The sequence below is a fragment of the Streptomyces sp. NPDC042638 genome (genome assembly GCF_040647235.1).
GTDB lineage: Bacteria > Actinomycetota > Actinomycetes > Streptomycetales > Streptomycetaceae > Streptomyces > Streptomyces rameus.
The window spans coordinates 110,710-119,863 of sequence record NZ_JBEZBT010000022.1; the positions used below are offsets into that span (position 1 = coordinate 110,710).

8 protein-coding genes and 1 pseudogene are annotated in these 9,154 nt (G+C 69.9%); 2 read left to right on the forward strand and 7 right to left on the reverse strand.

Features of this window, described 5'->3' with window-relative positions:
* Window positions 1–3: 3 nt before the first annotated feature.
* Complete coding sequence (locus AB0B40_RS19765; RefSeq protein WP_362264726.1) at window positions 4–168, forward strand: hypothetical protein; 165 nt, start codon at window positions 4–6, stop codon at window positions 166–168.
* On the opposite strand, the gene AB0B40_RS19770 is transcribed toward AB0B40_RS19765, so the two are convergent.
* The 7 genes from AB0B40_RS19770 to AB0B40_RS19800 all read right to left on the reverse strand — a co-directional run bounded on the left by AB0B40_RS19770 (window position 131) and on the right by AB0B40_RS19800 (window position 8,093).
* A complete protein-coding gene (locus tag AB0B40_RS19770; protein ID WP_345055110.1) occupies window positions 131–1,159 on the reverse strand; it encodes a LuxR C-terminal-related transcriptional regulator in 1,029 nt (342 codons plus the stop codon). The two genes, AB0B40_RS19765 and AB0B40_RS19770, sit on opposite strands and share 38 nt — an antisense overlap.
* A 185-nt stretch (window positions 1,160–1,344) precedes the next feature.
* Window positions 1,345–2,451: a substrate-binding domain-containing protein gene (locus AB0B40_RS19775; RefSeq protein WP_345055112.1), complete on the reverse strand. Its 1,107-nt coding sequence runs from the start codon at window positions 2,449–2,451 to the stop codon at window positions 1,345–1,347.
* Window positions 2,452–2,818: 367 nt separating this feature from the next.
* A complete protein-coding gene (locus tag AB0B40_RS19780; protein WP_345055113.1) occupies window positions 2,819–3,268 on the reverse strand; it encodes a helix-turn-helix domain-containing protein in 450 nt (149 codons plus the stop codon).
* A 4-nt stretch (window positions 3,269–3,272) separates the two neighbouring features.
* Window positions 3,273–4,442 (reverse strand): molecular chaperone DnaJ, encoded by a 1,170-nt coding sequence (dnaJ, locus tag AB0B40_RS19785; RefSeq protein ID WP_345055114.1) that lies wholly within the window; start codon window positions 4,440–4,442, stop codon window positions 3,273–3,275.
* A 33-nt stretch (window positions 4,443–4,475) separates the two neighbouring features.
* Window positions 4,476–5,129, reverse strand: coding sequence for a nucleotide exchange factor GrpE (gene grpE / locus AB0B40_RS19790; protein WP_345055115.1), 654 nt, complete (start codon window positions 5,127–5,129; stop codon window positions 4,476–4,478).
* Entirely contained in the window at window positions 5,126–6,973 is a 1,848-nt protein-coding gene (dnaK, locus tag AB0B40_RS19795) for a molecular chaperone DnaK (protein WP_362264729.1), read from the reverse strand. Before dnaK ends, grpE begins: the two co-directional genes overlap by 4 nt.
* Window positions 6,974–7,067: 94 nt before the next feature.
* A complete protein-coding gene (locus AB0B40_RS19800; RefSeq protein ID WP_345055119.1) occupies window positions 7,068–8,093 on the reverse strand; it encodes an MraY family glycosyltransferase in 1,026 nt (341 codons plus the stop codon).
* A 223-nt stretch (window positions 8,094–8,316) separates the two neighbouring features.
* On the opposite strand from AB0B40_RS19800, the pseudogene AB0B40_RS19805 reads away from it, so the two are divergent.
* Window positions 8,317–9,154 (forward strand): annotated as a pseudogene (locus AB0B40_RS19805) (Fe-S oxidoreductase); the annotation flags it as partial.

Genomic DNA, 9,154 nt, shown 5'->3' on the forward strand with positions numbered 1-9,154 from the left:
GCGATGAGCGGAGCAGGGGCGCCGCGGGAAGGGGCCGCATCCGCCGCCGCCGACGCCGCCGACGCGCCGTGCCTCGTCGACTCCCTCGCCGCCACTCCCGGCAGCGAGAGCCGGGCGCGGCTCGGCTGTCTCATCGCCCGGTCGGCGGTTCTTGACCCGGAGCGGTGAGGGCGGTGCGGTGGCCGTCCAGGCCGACCTGGGCGATGCGGACGCCCAGCTGGGTCCGGCTGGCCGCGCCCAGCGTCTCCGACAGGCGGGCGATGTGGGCCCGGCAGGTGCGCACGCTGATGCCGAGCCGCTCGGCGATCACCGCGTCCTGGTGGCCCTCGGCGAGCAGCGCGGCGATGGACTGTTCGCGGTGCGAGATGCCCTCGATGCCCGTGTCGGGCAGGGGAGCCGTCAGCGGGATGGCGAGCCGCCAGAGGCGCTCGAAGACCGTCACCAGGTATTCGACCAGCGCCGGGTGGCGCAGTTCCAGGGCCATCGTGCGGTCGGCGTTGGCGGGGATGAAGGCCACCGTGCGGTCGAAGAGGATGAGCCGGTCGATGACCTCGTCCAGGGTGCGGGCCTCGACCGTGTCACCCATCAGCTCCAGGTAGTTCAGCAGCCCCTGCCCGTGCCGGGCCACGTGCGTGTACAGGTCGCGCATGCGTACGCCCCGGCCGCGCAGGGCGAGGGCCCGGTGCAGGCCCTCGGTCAGCTCGGCCTCCCGCCGGATGCCGCCGGGCTGCACGGTGAGCACCTCGGTGGTGCACGCCTCCGTCGCCTCGTCCATCGCGGCCTGGATGCGGGAGAGCCCGTCCAGGACGCGGATGGCGCTGCCCTCGGCCGGTGCCGCCGGCGCGGTCAGCTGCCGGCCCAGGCCCGCGTACCACTCGAAGGCGGCCACCGCCGAGCCCACCCGCCGCTGACTGGCGCTGACCTCGTCGTAGACCCCGCGCAGCAGCCGGGTCATGACCTCCTGCGGGGAGGTCGGCACCAGCCAGTCCATGTCGTCGGGGTCCGGGTGCAGCAGGGCGAGTTCCAGCAGGCAGGGCACGGGGTCGGCGTCCGTGCGCGGCACCCGTCCCCGGCGTACGGCACGGGAGTACACCCGGTCCCCGGCCTCGCACAGCCGGTCGGCACCGTGAGGATGCTCCTCCGCCCCGCGCCCGGCCATCGCCCATTCCACCCCCGGTGTGCTGCCACTTCCGCAGCGCAACTATGCGCGGCGCCGACCGGGTCCGCAACACGGCTCCCCCGACAGCGGCACTCGAAAAGTGCCGCTGCGCCCGGGTTTGGCACGGGCTCGCCCCGCACCATTGCAGCAAGTTGAAGGGCGCGCCAGGGCGGCGGGCACCGCGCCTAGCCGAGGCCGGCCGCCGCGCAGGCCGCCTTGTACTTGGCGGTGCAGATGTCACCGACCGAGTAGATGCCGTCGGCGACGACCGTGTCCTTGATGGACTTCTTGGTGAGCGCGCTCACCTGGACCAGCCTGGACGGGATGCCCTTGAGGGTGGGGCTGTCCACCCGGTCCTGGGTGAGGGCGTCGAACTGGATGTCCTTGCCCTGGATCTTGGTGACGGCCATCTGGGCGGCGGCCTCGGCCTCGGCCGGGTAGGACTTGTAGACGCTCATGTACTGCTCGCCCGTCAGGATGCGCTGCACCGCGTCCAGTTCGGCGTCCTGGCCGGTGATCGGGGGCAGCTGGGTGACGCCGGCCGCCTTCAGGGCCTTGATGACGCCGCCGGCCATGCCGTCGTTGGCGGAGTAGACGCCGGCGATGTTGTCCTTGCCGATCTCCGCGATGGCCTTGCTCATGCTGGCCTCGGCGTTCTCCGGCTTCCAGCCCGCGGTGTCGTAGCTCGCCGCGATCGTCACCTTGCCGTTCAGCTCGGAGAGCGCGCCCTCCTTGAACTGCTTGGCGTTCGGGTCGGTGGGCGAGCCGTTCATCATGACGATCTTGTCGGAGGTGTCGGCACCGGACCCGAGGGCTTCCAGCAGCGTACGGCCCTGCACCTCACCGACGAGTTCGTTGTCGAAGGAGATGTAGGCGTCGATCGGTCCCTCGGCGAGACGGTCGTAGGCGATGACCGGGATGCCCGCGTCCTTCGCCTTCTTCACCCCGTCGGCGACGGCGTGCGCGTCGACGGCGTCGAGCAGGATGACGTCGACCTTGCTGTCGATCATGCCCTGCAGCTGCTCGGACTGCCGGGCCGCGCTCGCGTCGGCGTTGGCGTACTCGACCTTGCCGTGCTGCTTGGTGAGTTCGGCGACCTTGCTCTTGATGATGGGGTAGTCGAACTTGTCGTAGCGGGAGTTCGCCTTCTCCGGCAGCAGCAGACCCACGGTGATGTCGTTGCCCTTGGTGGGGCTCGCGCTCGCGCTGTCCCCCGTCGCGTTCAGCACGCCGCAGCCGGCGAGCGAGAGGGTCATCGTGGACAGGACCACGGATATGGCGATACGACGCATTCGAGGGCTCACTTCAGGTGCGTTCCGGACGTGGGCGCTGCTATACGACCCAGGTGTCTGAAAAGACAACGCGGGTGGCGCACCCGGCGTCAAGAAGAATCACTTAACGAGTGCGCAACACCACGCTCAGCTGCATCTGTGAAGGTCACGCGAAAACCCCTTCAAGGGCTCTTTACGACCCCTTCACCCAAGGGGAGTTCACGGATCGGCAAAGATCCGGACAACCGGTCCGGGGCGACGCGGGCCGTGATCGCCGACGGTTCCGAGCCACACCCCGACTCGGTCAAAGGAACGAATGAACCCAGCCAGATGCGCGACATGACGAGAGGGGCCCGGAACCCGGGCCCCTCTCGTCCACGTGTGCGTGTCAGTCCTGCGGCTGCCGCTTCGGCCGCCACACCACCAGCGCGCTGGTCTGCTGGACCTCCTGGTACGGCACCAGGTCGCGCCGGTAGGAGGCGTGCACCGCGGCCTCGCGCTGCCGCATCGCCGCCGCGGCGCCGTCCAGGGCCGCCTCCATCTCCGCCACCCGGGACTGGAGCGCGGCGACCTGGTTCTCCAGTTCGATGATCCGCTTGATGCCGGCCAGGTTGATGCCCTCGTCCTGCGAGAGCTGCTGCACCTGGCGCAGCAGTTCGATGTCACGGGCCGAGTACCGGCGGCCCCGGCCCGCGGTGCGGTCCGGGGAGACCAGGCCCAGACGGTCGTACTGGCGCAGCGTCTGCGGGTGGAGTCCGGAGAGCTGGGCCGCCACCGAGATGACGTAGACCGGGGTCTCCTCGGTCAGTTCATACGGATTACGCCGACGGCCGTCCATACTCTCAAGCTCCCTTCGCGGCCTCGAACAGCTCCGCCCGCGGGTCCTCGCCCGCGGTCGCCTCGCGATACGCCTCCAGCGCGTCACGAGCCTTCCCCGCCAGGTCCTTGGGGACACTCACCTCGACGGTGACCAGCAGGTCGCCGCGCGTGCCGTCCTTGCGGACCGCGCCCTTGCCCCGCGCCCGCATCGTACGGCCGTTCGGGGTGCCGGGGGGCAGCTTCAGGGTGACGGCCGGGCCGCCGAGGGTCGGCACCCGCACCTCGCCGCCGAGGGCCGCCTCGGCGAACGTCACCGGCACGGTGACGGTGAGGTTGTCGTCCCTGCGCCCGAACACCGGGTGCTCCCCGACGTGGACGACCACGTACAGGTCGCCGGCCGGCCCGCCCCGTTCACCGGGCGCGCCCTTGCCGCGCAGCCGGATGCGCTGACCGTCGGTCACCCCGGCCGGAACGCGGACCTGCATGGTCCGGGACGACTTGGCGCGCCCGCTGCCCTTGCACTCCGCGCAGGGGTGCTCGGCGATCAGACCGCGGCCCTTGCAGTCGGGGCAGGGGTCGGTCAGCGAGAAGCCGCCGCCGGAGCCCCGCGCGACCTGCCCGGTGCCGACACAGGTCGGGCACACGCGCGGTGTGCCGTTCTTGTCGCCGGTGCCCGAACACGCCTTGCAGGGCGACTGCGAGGACATCCTCAGGGGAACCGTGGCGCCCTCGATGGCCTCCGTGAAGCTCAGCGTGACCTCGGACTCGATGTCCTGGCCCCGCCGGGGCTGGGTACGCGTGCCCGCGGCGCCGCCGCGGTTGAACAGGCCCCCGAAGACGTCACCGATGCCGCCGCCGAAGCCTCCGCCCTGGGCGTTGCCGCCTCCGAAGAGGTCTCCCAGGTCGAAGTTGAAGGAGCCGCCGGCCGCGCCCGGTCCGGGGCGGAAGCCGCCGTTGCCGAACAGCGCGCGCGCCTCGTCGTACTCCTTGCGCTTCTTGGGGTCACCGAGGATGTCGTTCGCCTCGGAGATCTCCTTGAAGCGCTCCTCGGCCTTGACGTTGCCCTTGTTGGCGTCCGGGTGGAACTCGCGGGCGAGCTTCCGGTACGCCTTCTTGATCTCGGCCTCGGTGGCGTCCTTGGGGACGCCGAGGACCTTGTAGTAGTCCTTCTCGATGAAGTCCTTCGTGCTCATCCCCGACGTCCCTCCTTCCGTTCGGTGTCTACGTCAGCCCTCCTCAGGGCCGTTGTCCTTCTCGTCGCCGGCCGCGGGGTCCTCGTCGGCCCCCTCGGCCTTGACCGTCTGCGCGCCGGGCTGCGGTTCGGCGACGGCCACCCGCGCGGGGCGGATGGTGCGCTCGCCGATCCGGTACCCGGGCTGCAGGATCGCCACGCAGGTCGTCTCGGTGACGTCCGGCGCGTAGCTGTGCATCAGCGCCTCGTGGATGGTCGGGTCGAAGGGCTCGCCCTCCTTGCCGAACTGCTGCAGGCCCATCTTGGCCGCGACGGTCTCCAGCGACTCGGCCACCGACTTGAAGCCGCCGACCAGTTCGCCGTGTTCGCGCGCGCGGCCGATGTCGTCGAGCACCGGCAGGAGCTCGGTCAGGAGGTTCGCGATGGCGATCTCCTTGACCGCGGCCCGGTCGCGCTCCACGCGGCGGCGGTAGTTCTGGTACTCGGCCTGGAGCCGCTGGAGGTCCGCGGTGCGCTCACCGAGCGCCGTACGCACCTGGTCCAGCTGGGCGACCAGCCCGGCACTTTCGTTCGCGTCCCCGGCCGGGGCCGCCTCCTCGGAGGAGGCGGCCTTCGGCTCGGCGTCGTCGGAGGTGGCGCCGGAGGGGACGTCGGGCTTCTCCTCGAAGCCCGGGGTCTCCTCCGTCACGCGGCACCGTCCTTGCGCTCGTCGTCCACGATCTCGGCGTCGACGACGTCGTCGTCGGCCTTGGCCGCGCCGGCACCGGCGTCACCGGTACCGCCCGCGGCCTGCGCGCCCTGGGCGTCGGCGTACATGGCCTGGCCCAGCTTCTGCGAGACGGCGGCGACCTTCTCGGTGGCGGTGCGGATCCCGGCGGTGTCCTCGCCCTTGAGGGCTTCCTTCAGCTCGCCGACCGCGGCCTCGACCTCGGTCTTGATCTCACCGGGGACCTTGTCCTCGTTGTCCTTGAGGAACTTCTCGGTCTGGTAGACGAGCTGCTCGCCCTGGTTGCGGGTCTCGGCGGCCTCGCGGCGGGCGTGGTCCTCCTCCGCGTACTTCTCGGCCTCCTGGCGCATGCGGTCGACCTCGTCCTTCGGCAGCGAGGAGCCGCCGGTGACGGTCATCTTCTGCTCCTTGCCGGTGCCGAGGTCCTTCGCCGTGACGTGCATGATGCCGTTGGCGTCGATGTCGAAGGACACCTCGATCTGCGGGACGCCACGCGGCGCCGGCGGCAGACCGGTCAGCTCGAACATGCCGAGCTTCTTGTTGTACGCCGCGATCTCGCGCTCGCCCTGGTAGACCTGGATCTGTACGGACGGCTGGTTGTCCTCGGCCGTCGTGAAGATCTCCGAGCGCTTGGTCGGGATCGTGGTGTTGCGCTCGATCAGCTTGGTCATGATGCCGCCCTTGGTCTCGATACCGAGGGACAGCGGGGTGACGTCGAGCAGCAGGACGTCCTTGACCTCGCCCTTGAGGACACCGGCCTGGAGCGAGGCGCCGATGGCGACGACCTCGTCCGGGTTCACACCCTTGTTGGCCTCCTTGCCGCCGGTCAGCTCCTTGACGAGCTCGGCGACGGCGGGCATACGGGTGGAGCCACCGACGAGGACGACGTGGTCGATCTCGCCGAGCTGGATGCCGGCGTCCTTGATGACGTTGTGGAACGGCGTCTTGCAGCGCTCCAGCAGGTCGGCCGTCAGCTGCTGGAACTGGGCGCGGGTGAGCTTCTCGTCCAGGTGCAGCGGGCCCTCGGCGGACGCCGTGATGTAGGGCAGGTTGATCGAGGTCTCCGTGGAGGAGGACAGCTCGATCTTGGCCTTCTCGGCGGCCTCGCGGAGGCGCTGGAGGGCCATCTTGTCCTTGGACAGGTCCACGCCGTGACCGGACTGGAACTGCTTGACCAGGTAGTCGACGACACGCTGGTCCCAGTCGTCACCACCGAGGTGGTTGTCGCCGTTGGTGGCCTTCACCTCGACGACGCCGTCACCGATCTCCAGGAGGGACACGTCGAAGGTGCCGCCACCGAGGTCGAAGACGAGGATCGTCTGGTCGTCCTTGTCGAGGCCGTACGCCAGCGCGGCGGCGGTCGGCTCGTTGACGATGCGCAGGACGTTCAGGCCCGCGATCTCGCCGGCCTCCTTGGTCGCCTGACGCTCGGAGTCGTTGAAGTAGGCCGGGACGGTGATGACCGCGTCGGTCACCTTCTCGCCCAGGTATGCCTCGGCGTCCCGCTTCAGCTTCTGCAGAATGAACGCGGAGATCTGCTGCGGGTTGAAGTCCTTGCCGTCCAGGTTGATCTTCCAGTCGGTGCCCATGTGGCGCTTGACCGACCGGATGGTCCTGTCGACGTTCGTGACCGCCTGGCGCTTCGCGACCTCGCCGACGAGCACCTCACCGTTCTTGGCGAAGGCGACGACGGACGGCGTGGTCCTGGCGCCCTCGGCGTTGGTGATAACGGTGGGCTCGCCGCCCTCCAGAACGCTGACGACGGAGTTAGTCGTGCCCAGGTCGATGCCGACCGCACGTGCCATGGTTGATTCCTCCAGCTGACTTGAGTGGAACAGGCTCAAGTGTGCCTGAGGAGAGCGAACGGGTCAACAGACCTGAGCCAACCGGACTCAAGTCTTATCCGTTCCTTACACGCAATGACCCGGTGACCTGCGTCGATTCCGTGGGACGGGGCTGATGACCGGAGCCCCGAAGGAGCACGAGGACCAGGACCGCGAGCACCACACCGCCCGCCACCCAGAGCGCGGCCCCCTCCCCCGTCCACCCCGCGTGCACCAGTACCCCCACCAGCACGGACGAAAAGGACGCGGCACCCAACAGCACGACCGACCCCTGCGGAGTGAGCCCGAGGCGCCGCAGCCGGTGCGCGAGATGGTCCGGGCCGCGCCGCAGCAGCGGGCGCCGGGCCACCCCCCGGGCGAGGACCACCAGCAGGGCGTCGGCGACGGCGACGGCCCCGAGGCAGAACACCACCGCCACGCTCGGCCCCAGCTCGTACCCCGCGCGCGTGAAGACGACGGCGGAGGACAGCAGGAACCCCGTGAACAGCGAGCCGCACGCACCGAGGCCGACCCGCGCGGGATGCCAGTTGTGCATCAGGAAGCCGGTGAGGGCGGCGGCGACCACGCTCAGCAGCACGGCCAGCCCGTCCATCACCTCGGCGGCGGCACAGGCGCCCACACCGAAGGCCGTGATCACCCCGACCGTCCCGGCGAGCCCGTCGGCGTGGTCGAGCCCCTTGAACGCGAGGGAGGCGAGGACGATCCAGCCGACGGCCAGCATCCCGCCCGGCAGGCCCGTCTCGTCGTACGGCACCACCCAGACCGCCGCCACGACCGTGCCGGCGACGAGCACGCGCGAGCGCAGCCGCCACACGTCGGCCACCAGGCCCAGCCCGGCGACCGCGGCGGCGGCCGTCAGCAGCTCCCCGACCCCCTCCCCGAGCGGGGCGACCCGGCTCCACTCCCCCGTCCCGGCGACCAGACAGGTGACGGCCACGACGGCGAACCCGCCGAGAAGCGGGAGGGGCCGCTGCCGTCGCCGGTCCAGGATTCCGACCCTCAGGGCGGGCAGCCGGAGTGCCGCCGCGAGCACGGCGGTGAGCAGAAGGGCGGCGGTGGCGGCTGCGATCCCGTAGAGCACGGCTCTAAGGTAGGGGCGAATGTAGCAATTCGGGACGAATAACACGATCGGATTGCCTGCGGAACGACAACGGAGGCAACCTTCAGCGACCCGTATCACTCCGCCGTCCGCTGCGTCCGGCGGGAAGATGGGGGTAGTCTCGAACGGACTACCTAAGTTACCGCTTAGTAATGCCGTCCAGCTCAGTCAGATCGTTTCGACCGAGGCCGCCTCAGGAGCCCCAATGCAACTCGCCGCGATCATCGTGTCGCTGGTCCTGATCGTGGTCGGCGTGGCACTGTTCGGCCGCGCCCTCCTGCAGATCTTCGCCCACATGCGGCTGGGCCAGCCGGTGCCCGCCGGCACGCGGACCGACGACCCCGCACAGCGCACCATCACCGTGGCCAGGGAGTTCCTCGGCCACACCCGGATGAACCGCTGGGGCGTCGTCGGCGTGGCGCACTGGTTCGTGGCGGTGGGCTTCTTCACCCTGCTGCTCACGATCGTCAACGCGATCGGACAGCTGTTCCAGGCGGACTGGCTCCTGCCGGTCGTCGGCACGTGGGCGCCGTACAACGTCTACGTCGAGTTCATCGGCACCGGGACGGTCCTCGGCATCCTCGTCCTGATCGTGATCCGCCAGCTGAGCAAGCCGGACAAGCCGGGCCGCAAGTCCCGTTTCGCCGGCTCCAACTTCGGCCAGGCGTACTTCGTCGAGGCCGTCATCCTCACCGTCGGCGTCTGCATCTTCATGCTGCACGCCCTCGAAGGCGCCCTGCACCACGTGGACACCTACGAGGCCTCGTTCTTCCTCTCGTACCCGGCCGTCTCCTGGTTCCGCGGGATGGACCTCTCCACGCTCCAGAACCTCACCTACTTCTTCGCCGGCCTGAAGATCGCGGCCTCCTTCATCTGGATGATCACGGTCTCCCTGAAGACCGACATGGGTGTGGCCTGGCACCGCTTCCTGGCGTTCCCGAACATCTGGTTCAAGCGGAACGCCAAGGGCGAGCCCTCCCTGGGCGCCCTGCTGCCGATGACGTCGGGCGGGAAGCCGATCGATTTCACCGATCCGGGTGAGG